The sequence below is a fragment of the Paenibacillus sp. FSL R7-277 genome (assembly GCF_000517965.1).
Classification (GTDB): Bacteria; Bacillota; Bacilli; order Paenibacillales; family Paenibacillaceae; genus Paenibacillus_AQ; species Paenibacillus_AQ silagei.
The window spans coordinates 24,986-50,306 of record NZ_ASPX01000121.1; the positions used below are offsets into that span (position 1 = coordinate 24,986).

Sequence of the window (25,321 nt, forward strand, 5' to 3'; positions counted from 1 at the left end):
TGAAGGAAAGGAGAGAGCCCCGATGTACTAGCGTTAGCGAAGCATGCCGGAATCGGCTGCTGATGAAGAAGGTGGATGATAACATCTTCTGGCAGATCGTGGGTATGCGGGAACCCAAGAAGCAAATCTTTAATTGGAAGAAGAACGAAGCTTATCATTCAAGCAGGAGAAGTCTCTTGCGGAAGAAAGAGCGTGATTCCAATGAAAAAGGTTAGCGAAGCGTACAACTGCGATTCCTCACAGTAGGGAAAACGTCCGTGAAAACGTTTTTCGTGAAATCGTGTACGCGGGAATCCACCCCATATGCAGGACATGGAGCAACACTCCGGACAGGAGCGAACGGGCAACACGGAAGCATGAAGTGAACATGAAATTGAGAACAATCACCATGTCAGGGATATGGCTTTTGTTACTTGGAGGAAATGATTGAATTGAATAGCGTAATCAACACATGAATCCCCGGGCCTTAAGCAATCAGGCAGCGGGGATTTGTGCGTCTGTACATAATAAGCTCTTTCTCTCTTGGCCAGGGGGAAGGGGCTTTTTTTTGACGGGAAAAGCCGCTGCTACGTGGTTTAGAAATAAACCCACTTAGGCAACACTGGATACATAATTACGCGACGACACAGCAGGGAGAGTCTACACATGAAATTTCATGAACAACACCCCGGTGATTTGCCTAAGGAGCATCCACAGCGCCTAAGCCGGGAGTCTCACATCAATACGGAGCTGATCTGCCGCAGACTGGGGAATAGCTCGGATGTCAGCGTCCGGTCGTTGCGTCTGGATTGGGCTCATGTACAGCGGGAATGTGTCATTCAATTAATCTTCCTGGACGGGATGGTGAACAATCAGGTTCTGGAGGAGTCGTTCATTCCGGCGATTCAGTCTGCACCGCCTGCCCCGGAAGGGCACAGTCTGCTGGACTATTTCAGCAACCAGATCCTGAGCGCGGGACAGGTCCGAACGGCCGGGGAGCTGAGCGGAGCGGTCAAGGATATTTTATCCGGCTGTGTCCTGGTGTTGATTGACGGCTGTGAAGAGGCACTGGCGCTTGCCATCCAAGGCTATGAGAAGAAGAGTATCGATGAGACCAAGACGGAAACAGTGATCCGGGGGCCGCAGGAAGGCTTCACGGATGATCTGCGCACGAATATTACGATGGTCCGCAGGAAAATGAAGGATGAGCGGCTGAGAATTGTAACCCGTTCCGTGGGGCAAGTCACGCAGACGGATATTTCAATCCTCTATATCGAGGGGCTGGCCGATGAGCAGGTGCTGAACCGGATCACGGAGATGTTCGATCAGATCGGATTGAAGACCGTACTGGAAGGCGAATTCATTGAAGAATATCTGCAGGGCAACAAATATACAGTGTTTCCGACAGTGCTGAATACGGAACGGCCGGATAGCATCACGGCAGGCCTGGCAGAAGGCAGGGTAGCCATTATGGTGGACGGAACTCCTTTTGTCATGATTGTTCCCTCCCTGTTCCTGGATTTCATCCAGTCGGCAGAGGACAGCTATCAGCCTTATCTGTTCTCCAGTCTGATTCGGATCTTGCGGCTGACCGCTGTAATTATCAGTATCTTTGCTCCCGGACTCTATATTGCCATTACAACCTTTCATCAGGATCTGCTGCCCACCCGGCTGCTGTTGAGCATCATGTTCCAGCGCGAGGGCGTGCCGTTCCCGGCATTTGTTGAAGCAACGCTCATGGAGATTACCTTCGAGATCATACGTGAAGCCGGAATCCGTATGCCCCGCAATATCGGCCAGGCAGTATCCATTGTAGGGACGCTCATAGTGGGACAGGCCGCGGTAGACGCCGGAATTGTCTCGGCAGGGATGGTTATCGTGGTGGCGATCACCGGGATTTCCAGCTTTGTCATTCCAGCCTATAATATGTCGATTCCTATCCGGCTCATCCGGTTTCTGTTCATGGGGGCGGCCGCTTCCTTCGGGATCTACGGGATTACTGTAGGGTTCGTCATTCTGACCGTGCATATCTGCAGCCTGGAGTCCGCAGGAGTCCCTTACATGCGGCCATATGCGCCTTATTTGAAGAGTGAACAGGCAGACGGCGTCTTCCGTAGTCCTTATTGGTCCAGCTCGCGCAATAAACGCACCAGGAATGGAGCTTAGCCATGAGAAGAACGGTAATCCTGATCTGCGTCCTGGTTCTGATGAGTACGCCGTTAACGGGCTGTTGGAGCCGCAAGGAGCTGGGTGATTTGGCGGTTGCCATTGGTCTTGGCATTGACCGTACGGACAAGGGCTACCGGGTAACCGTCCAGATTGTTGCGCCCAGTCTGGCGGCTGCCAGCAGCGGCGGCGCGGGGGGACCGCCGGCCCTTGTGGTTGCCACGGAGTCGGCAACGATTATGGAAGCTCTGCGCAAGTTGACCACCATGTTGCCGCGTAAGGTATATCTGTCCCATCTGAGCATGCTGCTGCTTGACGAGGCTATGGCGAGAGAAGGTATCCGCAAACCGCTGGATTTCCTGTTCAGGGATCATGAGGTCAGGCCGGATTTCGATGTAGCGATCGTCCGGGAGGGAACGGCTTACGATGCCTTGTCGATTATGACGCCGCTGGAACGGCTGCCGGCCAGAGACCTCTATGATTCGCTGAACGGGTCGCAGAAGAATTGGGCGCCGACCTCGGCGGTGCGACTGCTTGATCTGATGAAATGGTTTGATCTGGACGGCCAGGAGGCCGTATTGACGGGTCTGCATATGGTTGGGGATCTGGAGAAGGGGAAGACGAAAGAAAATGTAGATTCCATTAACAGCCCGCTTAAATTTGAGTACCGGGGTATCGGCGTGATGAAGGATGATGTTCTGCTCGGCTGGCTGAACGAAGAGGATAGCAAGGCTTATAACTATGTGACTGGCAAGGTGAAATCAACCGTGGGTAAAGTGGACTGCCCGGATAAGGACGGGAATTTTGTAATGGAGGTACTGGATGCCAAGACCTCCATTAAGCCTGAGGTGCGAAACGGGGAGCCGTCAGCCACAGTCAAGGTTAGAATTGAAGCCAATGTGGGAGAGGTAGAGTGCAGTCTGGATTTGAACAGCCGCAAGACACTGGAGAAGATGAAGGAGAGGGCCATTGCGCGGACAGAGGCGCTGATTGTCACCGGGATCAGGGATGTACAGAACCGCTTTGGCGTAGATATATTCGGGTTCGGCAATAAATTTCACCAGAAATACCCCCGGTATTGGCACAAGTGGCAGGATCAGTGGAATGAGAAATTCAGGAGGATGGATGTGAAGGTGGTTGTGGAATACATCATTAAGGGCAGAGGAAGAATTGTAAATCCGCCATTTAAGGAACCGGACGAATGAGTGCTTTTCTGATTTCGGTCAATGTGCTGTTATGGATGTGGCAATTCAGCCGGTTCCGCAAGAAGCGGGGGAGCCTCCGGGAAAAAACGCTGGTGTACGCTCTGTATGCGGTAGCCTTAGGTTTAAACATTATATCGGCCAAGGACGGCTTCACCCCCGATCTGTTGCGGCCATTCATTAATCTGCTGCAATTCTTGAAACCGTGGGCCATTCTTGGTTAACAGGGGGATTAGACCGAACATAAGGAGGGGATGGACAAATGAGTTCCCGCCAGTTAATGATGCTGCTGACGCTTCATTATTGGGGTAGCGCCCTGCTGGGGCTGCCTTCCATGGTCATCGGACTGTCCGGTAAAGATTCGTGGGCGCCGATCCTGCTGGGCATGCTGATTCAGCTGCTGATCATCCGGTTATTCGTGGCGCTGTATTCCCAAATGAACGGCGATACCCTGGGGCAATTTCTAAGCCGGGTTCTGGGGAAGGTGGGCGGTAAAATCATGCTGGCCCTGTATATATTCTGCGTGCCCTTTCTCATCTTCATCCTGACACTCCGCAGCCTTGGGGACTTTACCGGCAACGACCTGTTTATAGAGACTCCGCCATCAGCTATCTATGTCCTGATCCTGTTCGCCCTGGTCTATTGCCTGTATAAAGGGATTATTGCGGTTGGCCGGTCTGCTGAAATAACATTCCCGGTTGCCATGGCCCTGCTGCTGCTGTTCCTGTTGTCCCTGCTACATGGGGCGGAATGGACCAGCTTCCTGCCCGTTTTCGAGAAGGGGGTTCAGCCCGTATTCCAAGGCACGATTATGTTTCTGGGCTATCCGAGCAGCGAGGTCGCTTTAAGCCTGTTTCTGGTTCCACTCGTTAAGGACAAAGCTTCTTACCGAAAAGCACTCGTCCACAGTACATGGATTACCAGTGTCGCCTTACTCCTGTTGACGGTGCTGATTATCGCGGTGCTGGGAGAAAGCCTGCCGCCGAACATGCCTTATGTCAGCCAGTTTGCGGCCAAAACAGTAACGATAGGCGGATTCTATGAGCGGATCGAGACTATTGTCACGATCATCTGGTTTATCGTCATTTTTTACCGGCTGGTTCTTACCCTCTTCGTCTCAACCTACGGCTGCGCTGAATTATTCGGGATTAAGCAATACAAGGGAATGCTGATTCCGCTGTCTCTCATCAGTATTCCCTTGGCGATGAATGTCTGGGATAATCCCTCGGTAATTGCCGATCTGAATGAAATCTGGTATCTCAATGTATTCTTCTTCAACCTGTTGTGTCCGCTGCTATGGTATGCTGCCGGTAAGCTAAGGAGCCAGCTTAAATAGATCCCAGTAAAGGCACGATATAGTCACGGAACACATCCGGCGGAGGATTATTCTTCCCGCGCTTGTTATCCTGGGTCAGCACAGTGACCAGTTGAAGCTCCGGCACTACATATATGAATTGTCCGGCATACCCGCGGGCGTAATAGTAGTCCACCAGACTGGATTCTCCGGTTGCTGAGCTGCAGGACAGGGCATCTGTCCACCAATGCCAGCCGTATCCGCCGTGGCGGGGAGGCTCCGTGTGCATGACTGGCTGTACCGAATGTACAGCCCGACTGCCGGAGATAATCTGCGAATCCTTCCATATCCCCTGCTGCAAATAGAGCTGTCCGAAGTTCAGCAGGTCTACAGGCCGCAGCTTCAGACCGAAGCCGCCGGTATGGATGCCCTGGGGGTCCGATTCCCAGTCATAGTCCCGGATGCCGAGCGGTCCGAAGAGAACCTGTTCGGCATAGCTGGCTGTGTTCTGTCCTGTGGCTTGTACCAGAATCGAAGACAGTAACTGCGAGATTCCCGAATTGTATTCCATCCGGGTGCCCGGCTCATCTGCGAGCGGTTGCTCCAGCACATAATTCACCCAGTGCGGGGTGCGGGTCATCTTCGGGAAGGAATTGGCCCCGCCGAACTCCGTCCAGCGGAAGCCTGCGGACATAGTCAGCAGCTGTTCGAGCGTAATGTTCCGCTTCCGTGCGTCCTTATCGCGCAGGACTTGCGGGAAGAAGCTGCTGAGCGGAGCCGAAGGGCCGGGCAGCAGCCCCTGGTCCATGGCGATGCAGATCAGCGCAGAGAGGATGCTCTTGGTGCAGGAGTTGATCTTCGCCAGCTCTGAGGCCGTGCGCTGATCTCTATAATGCTCGAAGATCAGCCTGCCTTGCTGCTGAATCAGACAGCTCCGCAGATTCAGCGGCGCAAGCGCGGCTGATAGGGTGGATAGGTTCATTGGGATTTTCCTTTCTATATATACAACTATCACTTGAATGTCTGTATACTCGCTTGATGAATTCCCCTGTATTATCTCAATCTGACGCCGGGAAGTCCAATTTGTTTATACACATTTATTACCAGCCGGGGCTTCCTCTAGTCAGTTATTATAAGATTAGTTGGCAATATATTAACTGTTCCGGAGGGATTCTATGATTCAGGATCATGAACTGCAGATTCGCCCAATAGCTGAAGGGGATCTGCCCAGGCTGTGGGAGCTCGCTTATAAAGAGGAAGAGCCGGAATGGAAGAAATGGGATGCGCCTTATTATGAGCACAAACGAATTACATGGGAGACGTATTACGGGAAGCGAGCCGAAATTATTGGCCGTGGGAACAATTGGGTAATAGAAGTAGAGGGCGGAATATACTATGATTCTATCCGGATGGGGCTGCTTAGAGAGGAGTGGGAGGATACGTTGAGAGAGTAAATATGAATGTTTGTGAAAAAAGACACAAATTCGTGAAAATTATCACGTTGTATTCATAAAATTTTAATATATAATAAAGTTAACTTAAAGAAACAGGGGGAATTAAAATGAAATTATTTAAAGTATTAGTAGTAGCAGGGGTATCAGTAGCTTTGTTGTCGGGTTGTGGATCGGATAAAAACAATGCAGACAAAGGGGCGGCAGCGACAACTGCACCAGCAACAGAACAGGTAGATGCAAAAACCTCCGCTTCGATCGTGAACCAGGCTGATTCTTTCATTAATGCAGTAAGCGACAAGGGAACCTGGATCGTTGCTGTGCTGAATGATCTGACAGTGGATAAGGATGTAGTGGTAGCAGGCGAATTCCACGACAAGAACGATACAGCTAAGCCAATCTATCGTAAGCTGGCCCTGTACGCACAGGATGCAGACCACAAAGTTACAGCTACTTACACCCTTACAGCACCAAAAGTAACTGTACAGAGCGAGAACTTCCGCGTTCAAGGCGGTACGATCAAAGGTGATGTATATGTAGAAGCTAACGGCTTCAACCTGTATAAGGATGCTACAATCGACGGCAACCTGTACTTCTCCAGCGAAGATGTGAAGGCAACCGCTGTGCTTGAAGGTAAAGTTACCGGAGCTACTGAAGTAAAATAAAATAAGTATATTGGAATCCATTCAATTACTATAATGAAATACAGCCTGTAGACAGGGTCCCGGAGGGGCTTGCGCTACAGGCTTTTTATATGTTATGGGGGGATTTTGTAATCTGGACCGAAATCATCTATAGTTAAATGGAAGCTGTTGTAAGCGCAAACAATCGGGACGGGAGATGCACTCATGAAAACTACACGGAGATGGGGGATGGCTGCGGGAGTGATTCTGGCTTCTGTAGCGGTACTCTATTTATTGTTATATATGTATGAAAGACCCGGCGGGTGGTCGGACCAGCGGATGTCCCGCTCATTGGGAATGAATCAGTCGCTCCAGATTCCCCTGGGCTCAAGTCCAGAGGAGGCCGTGCGGTTATTCCGTGAGTCTGATTCCATGACGGTGGTACATGAGGAGACTGTTGGCAGGGGGAAGCTTGTTTTTCTCACCCGTTCGGGCGATCAGGACCGCAGCAATCTTCAAGTCGAATATGTCCGCAAAACCTGGATCGGCTGGAAGTGGGTCTGGGGGGCGGGCTACGGGATGGACGGAGACCCTACCGTGTCGGCAATGAATTATATGAGGCTGCCTGAGCTGGAGCAAATCTCCACTCCGTTTCCTATGGTGTTCGGTGAGGTGCTGGACCCGTCCATTCAGCAGATTATCGTTCAGCAAAAGCAGACCGGGACCGATAAGTCCGAGGCAAAGCTCATTCAGACGGCGCAGGGCCGGACAATTTGGTTTGCTTTTCAAGCGGCGACGGCGGGCGTTCCGTTCGAGATTGAAGGATTGGATAAGGCAGGGGAAGTAGTCGCCTCCAAAATCATAACAGACGCCAGAGACAGCGGGTCGATACCGCCCGGTAAATGAAATAAGAGTGGAGGTAGACAGATAACCGGTCACCTTGTAGTCAACCGCATACAACACATCATAAGTTGTATGAAAAGCGGACGAAGACTCCGGCTGTCGTGCCTGCACGGACTGCCGGAGTCTTCATTTGTAATAGGATTCGTTCCTGGATTTATACTTTTAATGCAGAAGCAAATGATTTCGCATAAGGTACAGCTTGCAGGTCATCAACCGGTGCTGTGCTGAACTGTATATGGTGCAAATCAGCATAAAGTCCGTCTTGCTTCAGGAGTTCATCATGTGTACCCTGTTCTACAATGGTGCCATGATCCAGGACAATGATACGTGAGGCTTCCCGCACTGTTGACAGGCGGTGGGCTATCACGAGGGTGGTCCTGTCTTTCATCAGCAGATCTAGCGATTGCTGAACCAGCCGTTCGGACTCGTTATCAAGTGCCGAGGTCGCTTCATCCAGCAGCAAGAGCGGCGCATTACGCAGAAAGGCTCTGGCGATGGCAAGGCGCTGCCGTTGACCGCCTGATAGAGTAGATCCGTGTTCACCGATCAATGTGTCGTATCCTTCGGGCAGATACATAATGAATTCATCTGCACCTGCCAGCCGGGCAGCTTCCCTGATTGCTTCATCGCTGGCATGATCAGCACTGAACGCAATATTCTCCCGGATGCTGCCGGAGAATAAGTAGGGATTCTGTGGCACGTAAGAGATCATCCGCCGGGCAGCTTCTAGCTGATCGTGTACGGAATTGCCGCATACGGTAATGCTGCCGGCCTCCGGTTCGTAGAGTCCGCAGCATAAACGCACAAGTGTCGTCTTGCCCGAGCCGCTGGGTCCGACAACAGCAACGGTCTCGCCATATTGGAGCTGGAGATTAATCCCTGACAAGCCGGCCTCCTCCTTGGACCGAGGTCCTGCGAAGCTGTAGTGCAGCCCTTGTATGCTCAATGCGGCAGCTTCGGCAGAGGCAGAGGCTGCTGCTCCCGGGGAAGAGGAGCGGTCCCTGTAACCAGAGGTTGTTCCTTCCAGGGGAGCATCAAGAATTTCAAATACACGATCAGCCGCACCGAGCGATTCCTGTACCGCGCCCCAGGTCTGCGACATTTGGACAAACGGCCACTGAACACGTCCCATCAGGATAATGAAGGCAAGCACTTCTCCCGCCGAGGTCTCCCCCCGTATTGCTGATCTTGCAATTAGAACAGCGCAGGCAATCATAACAACATTGTTGATGAATGCAGAAGAATGCCAGAGCAGAGCGTTAAGCAGGGTTCTTTGCTGCTGCAGCCGGTTCAGCTTCCCTCGTTCAGCCGCGTACCTGCTCAGCAGCGTATCCTCCAGTGAAAACGAACGGATGACCTTCATTCCTTGGAGGGTCTCCTGCAGAATTCCCCGTAACAGAGCCTCCTGGGCATAGATTTGGGTGAACAGCTTGCGGAGTCTGCGGTCAAAGAAACGCCCGGACAGAAATACTACAGGTCCCGTGCCCAGCGCAAGGAGTGCAAGCCAGACATCCATGTTGGCCAGATACAGAAATGCAACCAGGCAGAGCAGCAGATTATAACCCAAATCGTAGACCAGACTGCTAATCATTCCCATGGCAGCTCCAGCATCCTTCGTGTTGCGTGAGGTCAAATCTCCGGAATGCATGGCTTCCAGCTGGCGGAAAGTCAGCCGGTGGCTGGTATCAAACAGCTTCGTCCGGAAATCCCAGGCGATCCGGCTGTGCACGGTGAAGCGGAGATAATGCTGCAGCATAAGACAGAGAATGATCACACAGCAGGCCACTGAACAAATTAGGGTTATCCGTGTCAGTGACTGCATATTGGTACTGTTAATTGTATCAATGAAAACCTGCTGAATCGTAGCAAACCCGACATCCAGGGCAAGCCTAGCCATTAGCAGCATTATAGCTGCCAGGAAGCCGAGCCTGTATGGCTTCACATAAGGAAGCAGCCGCTTGAGGGCTACTCGGAGCTGAATTCGGCCGGATGAAGAAGAGTTAATATTCATTAGATATTCCTCCTCCGGCGGTAGCCTCTGTCTGGACGCCTGCCTGGGCCATAGCGTGATATTTGCCTTGCAGAGCCATCAACTCCCCATGTGTCCCTTGTTCAGCAATGGCTCCGGCTTCCATGAAGCAAATATGATCCGCATGCCTGATAGTTGATAACCGGTGGGCGACCACAACCGTTGTCCGGTTCGTCATCAGCACGCGCAATGCATGTTGGACAATCTCCTCATTATGGCTATCAAGTGCAGCGGTAGGCTCATCCAGCAGCAGCAGTCCCGGATCGCGGACGAAAGCCCGGGCAATAGAGAGCCGCTGGCGTTCACCTCCCGATAGCGTGAGCCCTCTTTCTCCGATGACCGTCTCATACTGCATGGGAGTCCGCATAATGTATTCATGGATGCCCGCATTCTGTGCGGCGGCTATCACCTCTTCACGGGAGGCTTCCGGCCGACCCCAGGCAATATTCTCGTATAGTGTTGCAGAGAACAGATAAGGCTCCTGGGATACATAGGCAATACGGTTGCGCCAGCTACGCGGCGGAATGGTCTGTAAGGGCACACTGCCATGATGTATGCTTCCTCCATCAGGCACATAAGTGGCAAGCATAAGCTGAAGAATTGTGCTCTTGCCGCTCCCGCTGGCTCCGGCGAAGGCGGTAACCTTACCTGGCTCAATCCGTAGATGAACATCCGTTAGCACCTTCGTTTGTCCATAGCGAAAGCTGACATTGCTGAAAGTAAGCGGCTGCTGTCCGGCAACGGTCTGATGGATACCCTCAGTCCATGCTTCATCCTGCACTCCTGCCGTCTTAAGACAAGCGGAATTGCCGTCTTCTTCAGATAAATCCATTATCTCAAATAAACGTTTCCCTTGTGCCAATGATGACTGTAGTTCTGTCCACAGGTTAGCAAGCTTCGACACCGGATTCGAGATTTGCTCGAAGCAGATCAGAAACGCGGCAACGGCACCTACATCCAGCCGGCCGCCGATGACCAAGTAACCGCCATAGGAGAGAACGTACAGTAATCCGCCCAGAATAACAGCCAACGGCATATTGTAACCTACAGCCTCTATCCGTGAGACGGGCAGGTGAACGTTGTTAAATTGCCGGACTCTGCGGTTGAACTGCCCGAGTAGACGGGGAGCAAGGGAGAAGGCGCGCACGACTTCGGCACCCTGTACCGAATCCTGAACAAATGCCTGCTGGGCGCTCTCAATACTCTGGCGCTGCTCATTCATCGTGCGGAGCCGGGAGGTGAAGGGAAGCATGACCAGCGGGACCAGTGAACAGATAAGAATCGTCCCCAAGGTCAGAGCAAACTGCAAAGACAGAAGATAAGTGAGGAGAAATGCAATTTGCAGCAGATTGCTGATCAGATCAATGGTCTTCCGGTTAATTCCCTGCTGGGCGGCTGGAGCCGAGTCGTTCATCCGGCTGATCAGATCAGCTGAATGATAGCGGTCCAAATCTTTCATTTGTAATTTGAGCATTCTACTCAGCATAGAGATCTGAAGCTTTGAGGTGGATTTGATCTCAAGCAGCCCTGAGAGATAGGTATTCAGAAAGTGCACTCCGGCATCGGTAACAACAATGACCGCAGCAAAGATCATCCCGGCTGCCAGCCCAGAGGTATCATGGCTTGTAGCCGCATTGATAATCCGCCGCAGCGTTTCAGCCAAACCTACGGTGGTGAGCGAAATGACCGCTGCGAGCCCACACAGAATGATGTACCAGCCTGTATAAGGCTTACCGAGTTTTAGCAATCGGATAAATGTACTCTTGGGACCGATGGGCTGTTCTTCCCCTGGCAATGCTAAGCTATTTGTGATTCTGTTCAAGGAGAACCCTCCAGTCATCAACTCATGAATTGGTCTTCATCAAGCATAACTTTTGCCGTTAGAGCTAGCAGATTGCGCAAAGTCTCTGTTCTAAGCACATAATACAGGCGATGATCTACCCGCTCGATATCGAGCAAATCCAGGAAGAAGAGAAAGTTGGAATGATAATTGACAGCAGCCTGTGTGATACCGAGCGCAGTGGCGATTTCCTTGCCATAGTGTGGACGCTGCTTAAGCAGAAGCAGCAAATCCAGCCGCCGTTTATCCGAGAAAGCCTTGAGGAACAACTCGGTCTTCTGCCGGTCGGCGACAGGTCCATATACGCGCTCGTTGTGTATGCCGAAGATGACCCATCCTACCCGCCCGGCTTCTGTATGGAAATTATAGAAGGCATTGCCCACCTGTGAGACGAAGCTGACATGGAAGGTGGCCGGAAAGTCAAATAGCGCAGGCTCATTCTTGTGGACTTCACGAATGAACGCCTCCGGATTGCTGCGGAATTGGGCTTCATACCGGAGGGCTGCCTGTTCAGAGATCGCGTGAATCCGGTCTTTCCAGTGAATGAAAACATCCTGATGGAATTGTCGCAGAAGCTGTATATAGCGCAGCTTGGTCTCTTGCGGATAAGCCAGGCATTCAAGCAGCGGTGCATGAGCCTCTGCAACCTCAGGCTGAGGTTTTGTATCGGCCACAAGCTCCATGAGCTTCTTGAGATCCTTTTTGACCAGCTCCCATTCGTTACCATTCAATAAAGCTTCCATATTATCGTTGTAGACGCCATAGACCATCTCTGAAACGATATGCTCTGCAGGGCTGTTCTCCAGCCGCTTGAGCCATTCCTCTACAGTCTGCGCTTCCGGGTAAGAGCAGATCGATTCATACAAAGGGAAATCCAGTGCAAGATGAAAGAAGTTATGGCCGAAAAAAAACATCAGCTCGCGGGTGTAGTGAGGTGACAATCGTTTGCGCGCCTCATCGAAATAGGCTTCCAGCAGCTCATCGATTTCGATCTTATAATCCTCTGCCAGAGCTGCCAGCTGGTCTTCGCAGGCCAGCATTCCCATGGAAACCATGAACTCAATAGCCTCGTTGTAAGCAAAACGGATATTTTTCTGTAATGTCTCCTGTAAAGAGTGATTCATCAGTTCCTCCATTTTACAATGTTTTAGTTATAATACTAAATGTTATTTGATATTCAGCAACATTCAGTATTTACTTAATGTTAAAGTAATCCATATTCGAGAATTTGTAAAGAATAAGTTATGTGTGGATGTTGATCTTTTGAATGGTTATCCTTTGATATTATGGAAGAATGAAATGAACCGGGAGGGGCGAAGGGGGCGGAAACGATTGTCCAGGTTGAACTGGAACCCCAAGAAGGAGGCGCTATGCTACGCTGACTTAGCGGCTGTCTCTACTCGTAGAAAAACTACTTTTGAGACAGTCCCTTTACTAAATCAGGCAGGAAATGTCTGACGAAGCTGCTCCGTTATAAGGGAGTGCTACAACAGGTTCAATATCCCCATTACCATAACGAAGGATCCGATCCATAGGGCAACTGCCCCTCTGAAGCGCATGGAGCTGATATAGGCGTCACTAGGCTCCCCGTCGCCCTTCGTTTTCCAGCTCTCACTCGCCTGCCAGGTGAAGGTGGGATTCCGGCGGACATATAGTCCAAACACATTGATTCCGATTCCGAACAGCAAGATAATAATTCCATCAAAAGTTCCGATGATCATCAGCTCCCCTGTATATTCAAAGTTTCAGCCGTTAATAACTAATACGTCACTTGGCTTAGGAAAGTTTTATAATAAGAAAAATGACTGCGCTGAAGTAGCGAATGAAGTGAATTATTTCAGATACACACACTATCAAATCAGATTCTACGAATGTAGCGGATTCTGGAGATGCAGGACCCTCCGGCGGCGATGCTTGTCACCAGTGATCAGGTGGCGAAGGTCTGACCCATAAAGAGATTCCGCTGAACCTGATTGAACGGTTGACGGTCGAACAGTGGTGAAGTGGCTGGGAGAGCCGGGACATGTTCCAACCTTTGTCAATTCAGCGATGTGAAGTATAATAGACCGATAGTATTCCTGCTGAAGGAGAGTCCTTTGTGTTCAAAATAATGCTAATCGAAGATGATATCACCCTGTTCGGGGAGATCAGGGAGAGGCTTGCCCAATGGTCCTATGAGGTGTACGGGATTACAAATTTCGGTAAGGTACTGCAGGAGTTCTCGGAGGTAAAGCCCGACCTGGTAGTGATTGATATCCAGCTGCCGCAGTTCGACGGCTTCCACTGGTGCCGGATTCTGCGCAGCCACTCCAAGGTGCCGATTATTTTCCTCTCCTCCAGGGACCATCCTAGCGATATGGTGATGTCGATGCAGCTTGGAGCCGATGATTTCATTCAGAAGCCGTTCCATTTCGAGGTGCTGATTGCCAAGATTCAGGCTACCCTACGCCGGGTCTATAATTACGCCAAGGAAGGCACGGAGCTGAAGACCTGGCGCGGAGCGGCGATTGAGTTCGTGAAGAATACGGTCACGGGCAGCGGGGGAGCGGCCCTGCTGACCAAGAATGAGATGATGATTCTCAAAATCCTGCTGGAGCGCAAGAACAGTATTGTGGAACGTGAGGAGATCATCACCAGCCTATGGGACAACGAGCATTTTGTCAGCGATAATACGCTGACTGTGAACGTGAACCGGCTGCGCAAGAAGCTGGAGCCGCTCGGTCTGGATGCCTACATAGAGACTAAGGTGGGGCAAGGGTATATGGCGACTGAAGAGGCGGCAGAATGATAAGGAAATATATCACCGAGAAGCGGAGCTGGCTGCTCCTGCTGGCCGCCCTCCAACTGATTATTATATTCGTGGCCTATATTGATTCTGCCATACCGCTGCTGCCAGTCCTATACATTGTACTGCTGAATACGCTGCTCTGTCTGGCCTTCGTCTTCCTGCGCTATTCCCGGGAGACCCGGTTCTATAAGAGCCTTGCCTCCTGGGATCAGATCTATGAGCTGCAGGCGGTCCTCGATCCCGGTAGTCCGATGGAGCGGCTGGTCCATGAGGCGGTAAGCGCCCAGACAGACCGCTACAAGCGCGAATCCTTCATGAATGTCCAGCTGCTGGAATCGGAGAAGGACGAGCTGCTGGCCTGGATACATGAGGTCAAGACCCCGCTGACTGCCATGCAGCTCATGATAGAGCGCCTGCCGGACGAGACCCTGCAAAGACAGATGATGTACGAATGGCTGCGGATTCACCATCTGCTCGACCAGCAGCTGCATCAGAAGCGGATTCCCTTCATCCGTAATGATCTGTTCATTGAAAAGGTCAGTCTTGCCCCTATCCTTAATAAGGAGATCCGGGCACTGAAATCCTGGTGCATCTCCAAACGCATCGGGTTCGACGTAGAGCTTGATGCTGAGACCGTGCTGACAGACGGCAAATGGCTGGCCTTCATGCTCAGACAGCTCCTGACCAATGCCGTGAAATACAGCGAAGCCTCCGATATCCTCATCCGGAGCCGAGAAGAGGGCGGCCATGTCGTGCTTGTCATTGAAGACAGCGGACAGGGGATAGATCCCAGGGATCTGCCGCGCATCTATGATAGGGGCTTCACCTCATCGCGCTTCCGCCAGGAGGGGGCAGCCACCGGCATGGGGCTGTATCTGACCCGGCAGGTTGCGGAGCCGCTGCAGATCAGACTTCACGCTGCTTCCGTGCTTGGGCAGGGGAGTGTGTTTACGCTAACTTTTCCAAGGGAGAATGACTTTCAGCGGCTAACAGGCATGTGACAATAGTGTCACATGCCTGTTCCATTTGTTCGGCGAATAGCAGGAAAATGATCATCCACCCGCTTATGATAGAGCTATAGAAAAGGAGTGGGGAACAGATGCTTATCATGCAAGCTAACAAAATCTATAAAACTTATGGCAACAAATTCAATAAACAGGAAGTCCTGAGCGGTATTGATCTTCAGGTGGACAAGGGCGAGTTCGTAGGAATCATGGGACCTTCCGGTTCAGGTAAAACGACGCTTCTGAACGTTCTCTCTTCGATTGACCGGGTAAGCAAAGGCACGATTGAAATTGAGGGCAAGGAATTCACGGGGATGAAGGAGAAGCAGCTTGCCGAGTTCCGCAAACATCACCTCGGGTTCATCTTCCAGGATTATAATCTGCTCGACACGCTGACCGTCAAGGAGAATATCATGCTGCCGCTATCGATTACAGGCATGTCCAAGAAGGAGGCGCACCAGAAATTCGACCAGGTAGCGGGCGAGCTGGGAATCTATGAGCTGAAGGATAAATATCCGGCGGAAATCTCAGGCGGGCAGAAGCAGCGTACCTCTGCGGCACGGGCGTTCGTGCATGATCCGAGTATTATTTTTGCCGATGAGCCGACGGGAGCCTTGGATTCCAAATCTGCGTCCGATCTGCTGAACAAGCTGGCTGCCATGAACAGCAAGCGTGAAGCTACCATTGTCATGGTTACGCATGATGCCGTGGCCGCCAGCTACTGCAGCCGCGTGGTGTTCATCCGGGATGGGCAAATCTACACCCAGCTGAACAAGGGGGAGGAATCGCGGCAATCCTTCTTGGGTGATATTATCAGCACCCAGGGCGTACTTGGCGGTGTCACACAATGAGTCTGAATTATATTATCCTGCGGAACCTCAAAAAGAACATTAAGAACTATTATCTCTACGTTTTTGCTCTTATTTTCAGTGTGGCCCTGTATTTCTCCTTCGTGACGCTGCAGTTCGACCCGGCCATGCACGAGGTCAGCGGTTCAATCAAAGGCGGGGCAGCCATTGGCGCGTCCTCAGTGCTGCTGGTTGCGATTGTGGCCATCTTCCTGCTGTATGCGAACACTATCTTCATCAAGCGCCGCAGTAAGGAGATCGGGCTGTTTCAGCTGATCGGGCTGACCAAGAGCAGAATCTTCGTGCTGCTGAGCGCCGAGAATTTGATTCTATATTTCGGATCGATGTTTGCGGGGATCGGTGCAGGGTTCGTGATGTCGCGGCTGATCCTGATGATTCTGTTCAAAATCCTGGAGGTCGAACAGCTGGCGGCCTTGCGCTTTTCCCCCGAGGCTTTGCAGCGGACGGTGCTGGTTTTTGCCGCCGTGTACGTGCTGATTATGATTATGAATTACACCTTCATCCGGGCCCAGAGCATTCTTTCGCTATTCAAGGCTACGGCCACCTCCCAGACGCGCATTCAGAGAATGTCGCTGTGGGAGGTTGTGATTGGCCTGCTCGGGATGATCAGTATCTGTGGAGGATACTATATCTCCGGGGAGCTGTTCAGCGGCAAATTCACGGGCATGGGCGGATTGATGTATGCGATGATTGCTATCCTCGCACTGGTGATTATCGGGACTTATCTGTTCTACAAAGGCTCGGTCAGCTTCCTCTTCAATCTCATCCGCCGCAGGAAGAAGGGCTACCTGTCCATTCGGGAGGTATTATCGCTCTCTTCTATTATGTTCCGGATGAAATCGAATGCCCTGCTGCTGACGGTCATCACCACGGTATCCGCGCTGGCGATCGGCCTGCTCTCTCTGAGCTATATCTCATATTATTCGGTGGAGTCCTCCGCGCGCGAGAGCTCGCCGCATGATTACGGCTTCCTTCAGAAGGCGGATGAGGCCGGATTCCGGGAGGCGCTCGACAAGGCCGGCATAGGTTATACCACTCTGGAGATTCCAACGGTGCAGGTAGAGGTGGATCTTAAGGAGGTCCTGGATACTAAAAAATTCTCCAACAATGACACCAGTCTATTGGCTACCGTGATTAGTGAGAGCAGTCTGAAAAACATGGATTTGCAGCCGGGTGAGGTACGGATTATGGGGTATACGACTACGAAGCAAACCATGCATCAGCTCAAGAACAAGGGGGAACTCGCCTTCTCCACCAAGGATGGTGTTATGAAGCAGCAGCTCGCAGGATTGTCAGAGGAGACTGTTCTGCCGTATTATTTTGGCGGAGGTGTTCTGGGGGTGTTCGTGGTGGATGATTCAGTCTTCCAGGAATTGCTTCAGCATAAAGATCCGGATGAGCAAAAAAGAGTGAGCGGCGAAGGAATCTATTACGGTATTAATCTTACCGGGTCCTCGCAGGCCAAGCAGGCTTATGAGATTTATAAGCAGCAGAAGCCGGAGCTGCAAAGCTTCTCGCAATATGAATTTGAGTTCAACCAGCGGACCAATATGGGCCTCATTATGTTCATTGTCGGCTTCCTGGGCCTGACGTTCCTGATCACCTCCGGCTGTATTCTCTATTTCAAGCAGATGGATGAGAGCGAGGAGGAGCGGGAGGGATATACGATCCTGCGCAAGCTGGGCTTCACCCAAGGGGATCTCCTGCGCGGCATCCAGTTCAAGCAGCTGTTCAATTTCGGTATTCCGCTGATTGTCGGGCTGTGCCACAGTTACTTTGCGGTGAAATCCGGCTGGTTCTTCTTCGGGACCGAAATGCTGACTCCGATGTTCGTCGTTATGGGGGTCTATACCGTGCTGTATTCGATCTTCGGCATCCTGTCCGTCCTGTATTACAAGCGGGTAATCCGGGAGTCACTGTAAAGATATGTAATGATGAGGATAGCCTTGGGGCTGTCCTTTTTCTTTTTAGAGGATTATACTACTGCTGAATTCATCCAAAAGTGCTCAGCTCTTGTCTTACGCAAAACAGGCAGCGATAATGGTATAATAAGGAGGAAATTTCAGACTATAGACAGAAGAGGTGGGGGCGTGTCAGTTACAGTTGGGGAGATTAAATCGATTAACCGTTATCCGGTGAAATCCTTTGCGGGGGAGGCACTGGAGGCCTGTAAGGTTGTATCTTACGGAGTGGAGGGGGACCGGTATTGTTCCTTTTATGATATGACCAAAAAAGACTGGTCCCAGTATATCACTGCCCGGAAGATTCCGAAGATGATGTCCTATAAGGCGGAGTATACGGGGGAAGATGTCCGTGTAACGGCTGGGGATGGCCGGGTGTTCGGCTGGGACCAGGAGCTGCTGGACGAAATACAGAGTTTGACCTCTACCGAAATTACGATGTCTGCGTTCAAGGCACCACACCCGGAGGAGCAGTACCCGGAGCTATTATCGGTAGATGGGGCAAGTATTCTGCTGGTGACCGATAAGAGCTTGAAGAAGCTGGAGGCGATGTGGGGCAAGCCAATTGACCAGCGCCGCTTCCGGGGCAACTTCCTCGTGGAAGTGAGTGAGGACTCGCTCGGGGAGGATGAGTGGCTCGGCCGCCGTCTGTCGATAGGCAGTGCAGTGCTGCAAGTGGATAGCTATTGTGAGCGCTGTGTGATGATTACGACCGACCCGGATACCCTGGAACGGGACAGTTCGCTGCTGAAGCAAGTATATAAAGAGCTTAAACAGCAGTTCGGCGTCTACGCTTCCGTCATCACTCCGGGAGAGGTCCGGCTCGGTGATCAGGTTGTGCTGCTGGATAACGCTGAACAGGGGTGAACGATATGCTGGAGTTATCCATGGAGCATGCGGATAAGCTGGTGAAGGTGACACATGCGTTGTCTACGGAGCTTAGGCTCAGAATGCTGGCGCTGCTTAACAGCCGTAGAATGAATGTGGCGGAGCTGGCGGAGGCGCTGGAGATTCCGGTATCTACGGCAGCTTCCAATGTGAAGGTGCTGGAGCAGGCAGGGCTGATTGAGACCGAGCTGCTGCCTGCTTCACGCGGGGCGATGAAGGTATGCAGCCGGATCTATGATGATATCAAGATCACGATCAATGCCCCGCAGCGCCGCCTGCAAGCCGGTCAAGGCGAATATTGCTATGAGATCTCCATGCCGATCGGCAATTTTACAGCCTGTGAAGTGGCGCCTACCTGCGGGATGGTCAGTGAGAACGGTCCGATTATAACGGAGGATTCACCGGCGGGATTTTTCCATCCGGACAGGGTACAAGCCCAGCTGCTCTGGCTGCGCAAAGGGTATCTCGAATACCGCTATCCGCTGGAAATTCCACAAGGAGCGGTGCTTCACCGGATTCAGTTCTCCATGGAGATCTGCTCAGAGGCACCGAATTACGAGAATGACTGGCCTTCGGATATCACACTGTGGATTAACCAGGTGGAGGTGGGAACCTGGACCTCGCCCGGCGACTTCGGCGGCAGACGCGGGAAGCTGAATCCCTCGTGGTGGATTGATACGGGAACCCAGTTCGGCGCACTCAAGACCTGGAGCGTAGATAATACCCGCAGCACTATCGACCATCAGGAGCTATCTGCTGTTAATCTGGAGCAGCTGAACCTCACCGGCCAGAACCACGTGGATCTGCGGCTGGGTGTGAAGGAGAATGCGGTCTTCAAGGGCGGCATGAACCTGTTCGGCAAAAAATTCGGCGATTATGAGCAGGATCTGGTGATGAAGATTTTTTATAGTGTGGAGCCTTAGTCTAGAAGTAAGGTGAATGTAAGATTTTATTTGCGGAAAAGAACCTGCTGCTTACGGCGAAGGTTCTTTTTGGCGTCACCATTGACATTTCAGCGGATTCTGCAATAATTGATACATATTTATTGTATTAAAACAAAAATATTGTTATTAAGGAGTGTGCGCATTATAATGACAACCCGGCACTATATCAAGGATTATCCTCGGCCGCAGTTCGTCCGTGACGCCTGGCAGAGCCTGAACGGGGAATGGGATTTCCGGTATGACGATGACAACATGGGGGAGCGGGAGAGATGGCATGAGGAGCTGCACGGCGATCTGAAGATTCAGGTTCCGTTCACGTATGAGACGGTGGCGAGTGGAATCGGCGAGACCACGTTCCATCCGTATGTATGGTATGAGCGGGAGGTACAACTACCTGACACCTTGGGCAACAAGCGGGTGCTGCTGAATTTCCAGGCGGTGGATCATATCGCGAAGGTGTGGGTGAACGGCAGCTATGCCGGGGGGCACCAAGGCGGGTACGCGGCTTTTACACTGGATATCACAGATTATCTGAACACAGGTGCCGGAGCGCTGAACCGTCTGACCGTCAAGGCAGAGGATAGCCAGAGCTGTACACAACCACGGGGCAAGCAGCGCTGGGTGGATGAGAATTTCGAGTGCTTCTATGTGCAGACCACGGGAATCTGGCAGAGTGTGTGGCTGGAGTATGTATCCCCTTCGTATCTTAAGTCTGTCAAAATTACTCCGGACCTCGATAACCGCTCAGTCCGCTTCGAATACGAGGCTCAGGTGGCAGCCCCGAATCTCCGGCTGGAGACCCGGATCAGCACGCAGGAGAAGACCTTCAAGCAGGTCTCGCTGCATATAGACCGGTCTTGGCAGCAGCTGGATGTAGAGCTGACCCATGAAGTGAATGGCCCGTGGAAGCTCCAGTCCTGGTCGCCCGCTTCGCCGGTGCTGTATGAGGTGGAGTTCGTTCTGTACGAAGGGGACAAGGTGATCGACCAGGTCTACTCCTACTTCGGACTCCGCAAAATCTCCATCGAACAAGGCAAGGTGCTGCTCAACAATACGCCAGTGTACCAGAAGCTGATTCTGGACCAGGGCTATTGGCCGGACAGCAATTTGACCCCGCCTTCGGAGGAGGCGCTGATTGCTGACATTGATGCGATTCTCGCGATGGGCTACAACGGGGTACGCAAGCATATGAAGATTGAAGATGCGCGCTTTCTGTACTGGTGTGATGTGAAGGGACTGCTGGTCTGGTCGGAGATGGCGGCCACCTATGAGTTCAATGATGAGGCCGTGGAGCAGTTCACGAAGGAATGGACCGAGATTGTCCGGCAGCAATATAATCATCCCTCAGTGATTACCTGGGTGCCTTTTAACGAATCCTGGGGTATTCCGCAGGTCTACACGAATAAGCGGCAGCAGCAATTCACTGAGGGCATCTATCATCTTACTAAGGCGATGGACCCGGACCGTCCGGTGATTGTCAATGACGGCTGGGAGCATACGATCAGCGATATTATTACCTTGCATGACTATGAGGAGAGCGGAGCTGCGCTGCTTGCGCGTTATGCAGACTCCGGCAGTGTACTTGGCGGGAGCTCCTCGTTCAATAACTGGAAATACGCGATGGCCAAGGGCTACGAATACCGGGGTCAGCCTGTCATAGTCAGTGAATTCGGGGGCATTGCCTTCAACACCGGCGAGGGATGGGGCTATGGGGAGCAGGTCAGCAGCACGGAAGCCTTCATTGAACGGTTCCGCAGCATCACGCAGGCGATCAAGGATACACCTTACATCTGCGGTTATTGCTATACTCAGGTTACGGATGTGCAGCAGGAAGTGAATGGGCTACTTACGGCAGACCGGACACCGAAGATTCCGCTGGACGAGATTCGTAAGATCAACCGGCAGGCGAGGGAATAATCGTAACATTGTGACCTAAATAGCGGTGAATTATCGGTTCTACGACCACGGGAAGCCCTTTAGAATCTTTGGTGAAAGCACTTACATATAAGTGCGTTCAACAGGCTACACCTATTCAAGATTAAGAGGAGGGGCTTATGTGTTAAAAAAAGTGTTTACCTCGCTGTCTGCTTCCCTGTGTCTGCTGCTGATTTTTGCCGCTATCCCGGTGTTTGCCGCGAATGGACCGGTGGTGTGGGGGAGTTCCTCCACCATTACCAATATCAACACGTTCACCGATGCCGGTCCCGATGCCCGGGGCTTAAGACCCGGAACCTTCGGCGCGGAATATGCGCGGATGATCAAGCTGGCGAACGGAGACTGGCTGGCCGTCGCCGCCATCTACGACAACAACGGCTATACCAAGGTCTCCTGGGGCGGGACCCGGCTGCAGGTCTTCCGCAGCACCGACAACTGCCGCACCTGGTCGCTGATGTCCACCCTATGGGAGGATGGGCGTGACCTGGACAACGGGCAGCTCATCCAGCTGGCGAATGGCGAGATTCTGCTGGCGATGCGGTCTGTTCGCTGGCAGGAATCGTACAAGCTCAGAGTGTATAAAAGCGTGAATGGAGGCGCGAACTGGAGCTTCCTCAGCACCATCGACGAGAACAACGGAGCTCCCGGCGCGCTCGGGAATCCCGACAAAGGCGTGTACGAGCCGCATATGCAGCTCCTGAATGACGGCTCGGTCGCCGTGATGTATGCAAGCGAGAAGCATGTGACGGAGAATCCGTCGTACAGCCAGATCATCTCCCAGAAGATCTCCACCAACGGGGGAGCCAGCTGGGGGAATGAAATCTATGTCGCATGGGACCCCTCCAATTCAGGCGCGCGTCCGGGGATGCCGGTCTGGACCAAGATGGCGAACGGGCAGTATATTGTAGCCTTTGAGGTGTGCGGGACGCAGAGCTGCAGAATTTTCACCAAAAAAAGTGCTGACGGCAAAACCTGGTCCAGCGGCATCGGCACCCAAGTCTCCACGAACCAGCAAGGCGGACCATACATCCTGTCCTTGGCAGACGGGCGTCTCCTGCTCAGCTCCAATTCCAACGTGCTGTCCCTGAGCAACGATTACGGGAACAACTGGGTGGATAATGATATTCCGGCATTCGGAAATTCATGGTGGACGGCGATGTACCAGACGGGAGCGAATGAGATTGCCTTCGTGAATTCGGTGGACCGGAGTGTCGGCGGGCATAATGTCCAGGTGCGGTTCGGGACGCTCAGCGGCACGTACAGCAATGATTTCTCGGCGAATGACAACGGGTGGGCCCGCTATGCTGGGACTTGGGCGGTAAGCGGCGGAACCTACAACCTGAATTCAGTGAATGCCGACAAATCGCTGTTAACCCCTTATCCTTCCAAAATGAGTTATACGCTGGAGGGCGACATCCGGCTGAATAATGCAGGCCAGGCCAGTCTTCTCTTCAATGTGACCAGTCCGGGGACCGGGGCTGATCTGCAAAAGGGTTACGCAGCAGGGATTGACTCTGCCGGTGAGGTGTGGCTTGGACGGTTCAATAATAACTGGACCTCTCTCCAGACCGTAAATACTCCTATTGCCGTGAACACCTGGTACCACATGAAAGTTGTGGTCAATAACGGAAACATCAAGGTTTATGTGGGAGATATGACGGTGCCCAAGATTGACAAGAATGATGCCGTCTTTACTTCGGGCACAGTAGGTGTTCGCGGCGGCTTCGGCAACAGTGTCAGCTTTGACAATTTTACAGTGAATTGACTGGAATTTCACGGGGGCCTCTCAAGAGGTCCCTTTTTGCGTGCGCAGACGACTGTTCATGATCTGTCGATTCTCCACCCTGCGTAAGATCGTCTACCTGCCAGGGCTTCCGGCCGGGTTACATCTGTCGTTTGTTCACCAAGGAACGGCGGTTTGTCGGTTCAAGCACGGCGGTGTTCGCTGTAGAGTTATAGAGAAGAAAGCCCTTACATCACAGTGTGACGGCTTTCCTCGCACAAACTTTACGGAGAAGAGGGTTGTACAGATGAAGATGAAAAAAAGATTGGCAAGTGTGGTATCGGCCGGGCTGACACTGGCGCTGGTCCTGCAGGGATGCTCTTCCGGAAATACAGAGAACGGAGCGGCCAAGGCATCGAACGGGCCCGTAGCAACAGAGAGCGCAGGCGGCAGTCCGGTGGAGATCTCCTTCTGGAATATGTTCGGCGGCGGGGAAGGGGAATTCGTGGACCAGATCATCAAGGGCTACAATGACTCGCAGCAGGAGGTTAAGGTCAAACAGCTCCGTCTTGAATCCAACGAGTATTACGCGAAGCTCGGCACAGCGTTGTCGTCCTCCAAAGGCCCGGATGTTGCGGTAGCCCACGTGGAGCGGATCTCGCCGTTCGTGAAGGCCCAGCAGATTGTGCCGGTGGATGAGCTGGCCTCCAAGGCAGGCTTTGATCTGAAGCAAATCTCGGATTCCAATATCAAGAGCGTATCCTATGACGGCAAGCCCTACGCGGTTCCGCTCGATACCCATTTCCACATGTTCTACTACAACAAGGATATTCTGAAGCAGGCCAATCTGCTGAACGAGGACGGTACGCCCAAGCTGGATGATATGACCCCGGCAGGCTTCGAGAAGACGCTCTCCGGGATTCAGGCCAAGGTGCCGGATGTTCAGGCGATGGCGGTGAATACCCCGTATTTCCAGGAGCCGTTCCTCAATCTGTATTATGAAGCGGGCGGCGAGCTGCTGAACCCGGAGATGACCAAGGCGAGCATCAACAACCCGCAGGCACTGGATGTGCTGAACTTCTATATGGATGTCTTCAATAAAAAATATGCCGATCTCAATGACAAGACGCCTTGGGATACCTTCCATAACGGCAAAGCCGCCTTCTGGTTCGGCGGGGTATGGGAAGCAGGGCTGCTGCTGGGGGATGAATCGCTGCACATCGGCGCTATGCCGCTGCCCCCGATCTTCGGCAGCCAGACGCACTGGGGCAGCTCCCATACGCTGGTCATCCCGTCCTACGTGACGCCGGAGAAGCAGGAAGCCGCAGCCAAGTTCATGAAGTACTTCTCCGAAGTGGGCGGGGAGATCTGGGGACAGGCGGGTCATGTGCCGGCGAACAGCAAGATTACAGAGAGTGAAGCCTACAAGAGCCTGCCTTACCGCAGCGAATTCATCGAGGCGCAGAAGACGGTGAAGTTCGCGCCGCCAACCGATAAATATACGACGATTATCACCACCGTTTCCGAAGGACTGCAGAACATAATTTTTGGCAGCGAGACGCCGGAGGATGGCCTGGCCAAGCTGGAGAAACAGATTAACGAAGTGCTGGAGAACTAGCCTTATCTGACTGGATTGGGATGAACTACTGCCAGAGGCAGGTCAGTCCCAATCCGGCTCATGATTCATTTCAACTGAAGGAGAGAGATAATGATGGAGCGGAG

Annotated in this window: 22 protein-coding genes; 17 read left to right on the plus strand and 5 right to left on the minus strand. The window is 52.3% G+C overall.

The genetic code is table 11. From position 1 onward, the window contains the following. The first annotated feature begins 62 nt into the window (after positions 1 to 62). The 5 genes from C173_RS35270 (at position 63) to C173_RS31680 (ending at position 4,683) form a co-directional block, all read left to right on the plus strand. Complete coding sequence (locus C173_RS35270; protein WP_235192097.1) at positions 63 to 215, plus strand: hypothetical protein; 153 nt, start codon at positions 63 to 65, stop codon at positions 213 to 215. Between the two features lie 430 nt (positions 216 to 645). After that, the gene (locus C173_RS31665) at positions 646 to 2,145 is read left to right on the plus strand and encodes a spore germination protein (protein WP_063830969.1); all 1,500 of its coding nucleotides are present in this window, start codon (positions 646 to 648) and stop codon (positions 2,143 to 2,145) included. A gap of 2 nt (positions 2,146 to 2,147) precedes the next feature. After that, entirely contained in the window at positions 2,148 to 3,350 is a 1,203-nt protein-coding gene (locus C173_RS31670) for a Ger(x)C family spore germination protein (protein ID WP_036733104.1), read from the plus strand. Continuing rightward, positions 3,347 to 3,571: a hypothetical protein gene (locus C173_RS31675; RefSeq protein ID WP_036733107.1), complete on the plus strand. Its 225-nt coding sequence runs from the start codon at positions 3,347 to 3,349 to the stop codon at positions 3,569 to 3,571. The genes C173_RS31670 and C173_RS31675 overlap by 4 nt, the downstream gene beginning before the upstream one ends. A gap of 38 nt (positions 3,572 to 3,609) precedes the next feature. After that, positions 3,610 to 4,683, plus strand: a complete 1,074-nt coding sequence (locus tag C173_RS31680; protein ID WP_036733110.1) for a GerAB/ArcD/ProY family transporter — start codon at positions 3,610 to 3,612, stop codon at positions 4,681 to 4,683. Here the strand turns inward: C173_RS31680 and C173_RS31685 are convergent. Further along, complete coding sequence (locus C173_RS31685; protein ID WP_036733113.1) at positions 4,676 to 5,623, minus strand: serine hydrolase domain-containing protein; 948 nt, start codon at positions 5,621 to 5,623, stop codon at positions 4,676 to 4,678. The genes C173_RS31680 and C173_RS31685 overlap by 8 nt on opposite strands. A gap of 193 nt (positions 5,624 to 5,816) precedes the next feature. On the opposite strand from C173_RS31685, the gene C173_RS31690 reads away from it, so the two are divergent. The 3 genes from C173_RS31690 (at position 5,817) to C173_RS31700 (ending at position 7,621) form a co-directional block, all read left to right on the plus strand. Further along, positions 5,817 to 6,095: a hypothetical protein gene (locus C173_RS31690; protein ID WP_051478734.1), complete on the plus strand. Its 279-nt coding sequence runs from the start codon at positions 5,817 to 5,819 to the stop codon at positions 6,093 to 6,095. A gap of 107 nt (positions 6,096 to 6,202) precedes the next feature. Then, positions 6,203 to 6,757: a lipoprotein gene (locus C173_RS31695; protein ID WP_036733116.1), complete on the plus strand. Its 555-nt coding sequence runs from the start codon at positions 6,203 to 6,205 to the stop codon at positions 6,755 to 6,757. A gap of 183 nt (positions 6,758 to 6,940) precedes the next feature. After that, positions 6,941 to 7,621, plus strand: coding sequence for a hypothetical protein (locus tag C173_RS31700; RefSeq protein WP_036733119.1), 681 nt, complete (start codon positions 6,941 to 6,943; stop codon positions 7,619 to 7,621). A 151-nt stretch (positions 7,622 to 7,772) separates the two neighbouring features. Here the strand turns inward: C173_RS31700 and C173_RS31705 are convergent, their stop codons facing one another. From C173_RS31705 to C173_RS31720, 4 genes are all read right to left on the minus strand, one after another. Beyond that, the gene (locus tag C173_RS31705; RefSeq protein ID WP_051478735.1) at positions 7,773 to 9,629 is read right to left on the minus strand and encodes an ABC transporter ATP-binding protein; all 1,857 of its coding nucleotides are present in this window, start codon (positions 9,627 to 9,629) and stop codon (positions 7,773 to 7,775) included. After that, on the minus strand, positions 9,619 to 11,469 hold the full coding sequence (locus C173_RS33260) for an ABC transporter ATP-binding protein (protein ID WP_162174725.1): 1,851 nt from the start codon (positions 11,467 to 11,469) through the stop codon (positions 9,619 to 9,621). The genes C173_RS31705 and C173_RS33260 overlap by 11 nt, the downstream gene beginning before the upstream one ends. A 17-nt stretch (positions 11,470 to 11,486) precedes the next feature. Further along, complete coding sequence (locus C173_RS31715; RefSeq protein ID WP_036733122.1) at positions 11,487 to 12,611, minus strand: ArsR family transcriptional regulator; 1,125 nt, start codon at positions 12,609 to 12,611, stop codon at positions 11,487 to 11,489. A gap of 360 nt (positions 12,612 to 12,971) precedes the next feature. Further along, entirely contained in the window at positions 12,972 to 13,208 is a 237-nt protein-coding gene (locus C173_RS31720; RefSeq protein WP_036733127.1) for a DUF6199 family natural product biosynthesis protein, read from the minus strand. A gap of 377 nt (positions 13,209 to 13,585) precedes the next feature. On the opposite strand from C173_RS31720, the gene C173_RS31725 reads away from it, so the two are divergent. From C173_RS31725 to C173_RS31765, 9 genes are all read left to right on the plus strand, one after another. Next, positions 13,586 to 14,275 carry a response regulator transcription factor gene (locus C173_RS31725; protein ID WP_036733129.1) on the plus strand — a complete coding sequence of 230 codons (690 nt, stop codon included), beginning with the start codon at positions 13,586 to 13,588 and terminating at the stop codon, positions 14,273 to 14,275. Continuing rightward, entirely contained in the window at positions 14,272 to 15,276 is a 1,005-nt protein-coding gene (locus C173_RS31730; protein ID WP_036733132.1) for a sensor histidine kinase, read from the plus strand. Before C173_RS31725 ends, C173_RS31730 begins: the two co-directional genes overlap by 4 nt. Before the next feature lie 98 nt (positions 15,277 to 15,374). Beyond that, the gene (locus tag C173_RS31735; RefSeq protein ID WP_036733135.1) at positions 15,375 to 16,130 is read left to right on the plus strand and encodes an ABC transporter ATP-binding protein; all 756 of its coding nucleotides are present in this window, start codon (positions 15,375 to 15,377) and stop codon (positions 16,128 to 16,130) included. Beyond that, positions 16,127 to 18,070: an ABC transporter permease gene (locus tag C173_RS31740; RefSeq protein ID WP_036733138.1), complete on the plus strand. Its 1,944-nt coding sequence runs from the start codon at positions 16,127 to 16,129 to the stop codon at positions 18,068 to 18,070. Before C173_RS31735 ends, C173_RS31740 begins: the two co-directional genes overlap by 4 nt. 168 nt (positions 18,071 to 18,238) lie before the next feature. Next, entirely contained in the window at positions 18,239 to 18,976 is a 738-nt protein-coding gene (locus C173_RS31745) for an MOSC domain-containing protein (RefSeq protein WP_036733140.1), read from the plus strand. Positions 18,977 to 18,981: 5 nt separating this feature from the next. Next, the gene (locus C173_RS31750) at positions 18,982 to 19,920 is read left to right on the plus strand and encodes an ArsR/SmtB family transcription factor (protein ID WP_036733143.1); all 939 of its coding nucleotides are present in this window, start codon (positions 18,982 to 18,984) and stop codon (positions 19,918 to 19,920) included. A 168-nt stretch (positions 19,921 to 20,088) separates the two neighbouring features. Next, positions 20,089 to 21,858 (plus strand): glycoside hydrolase family 2 protein, encoded by a 1,770-nt coding sequence (locus tag C173_RS31755; protein ID WP_036733146.1) that lies wholly within the window; start codon positions 20,089 to 20,091, stop codon positions 21,856 to 21,858. Positions 21,859 to 21,997: 139 nt separating this feature from the next. Next, a complete protein-coding gene (locus C173_RS31760; protein WP_036733151.1) occupies positions 21,998 to 23,641 on the plus strand; it encodes a family 16 glycoside hydrolase in 1,644 nt (547 codons plus the stop codon). A 265-nt stretch (positions 23,642 to 23,906) separates the two neighbouring features. Beyond that, positions 23,907 to 25,217 (plus strand): ABC transporter substrate-binding protein, encoded by a 1,311-nt coding sequence (locus tag C173_RS31765; RefSeq protein ID WP_036733154.1) that lies wholly within the window; start codon positions 23,907 to 23,909, stop codon positions 25,215 to 25,217. The last annotated feature ends 104 nt before the right edge of the window (positions 25,218 to 25,321 follow it).